Genomic DNA, 567 nt, shown 5'->3' with positions numbered 1-567 from the left:
TCTGAACCTCGCTTCAACAGGCAATATCAACACCGCTACACTGTTGTCGGCTGGCGATCTCAAGGCTGCCGGTTCGACCGTGACCGCCAATGCTGTCACGGCGCACGGCGCTGTCACGCTCGATGGCGCCACCACCGTAAATGGTCAAATTCTCGGCGCGGGCAATGTCTTGATCACCGGTCAGAGCCTGTCTGCCCAGACGATCATCTCCGGTATCGATTTTAGTGCCACCAACGCCTCTGGCGGCGATATCGTTCTCGGCCAGGCTGGTGATTTGACGGTGTCAGTGAACGGCGTCGTTGCGGCACCAACCCTACAAGCAGCCGGCGCCATCGATGTCAGCGGCACGTCCATCACCGCCGATGCGGTCACAGGCCATAAGGACATCACTCTTTCCAGCACGGCTGCCGGCGGCGTAGATGTGAGCGGCCAGATTCTCGGCGGTAACGATGTTGCCATTTCGGGCCAGAGCATAACGGCCGGCACCATCGTCTCCGGTGTCGACTTTGCCAGAACAGCGGCCGCCAATGGCAACATCGTCCAGACAGTAAGCGGTGACGTTTCGCT

Annotated in this window: 1 protein-coding gene; it reads left to right on the top strand. The window is 60.0% G+C overall.

Going from position 1 to position 567, the window contains the following annotated elements; translation table 11 throughout:
• Positions 1-567, top strand: a 567-nt coding sequence (locus tag RRH01S_RS34640) for a hypothetical protein (RefSeq protein ID WP_042477887.1), incomplete at both ends; no start/stop codon positions are given.

This window comes from Rhizobium rhizogenes NBRC 13257, assembly GCF_000696095.1.
GTDB lineage: Bacteria > Pseudomonadota > Alphaproteobacteria > Rhizobiales > Rhizobiaceae > Rhizobium > Rhizobium rhizogenes.
This window is presented reverse-complemented; position numbering and strand designations above follow the sequence as displayed.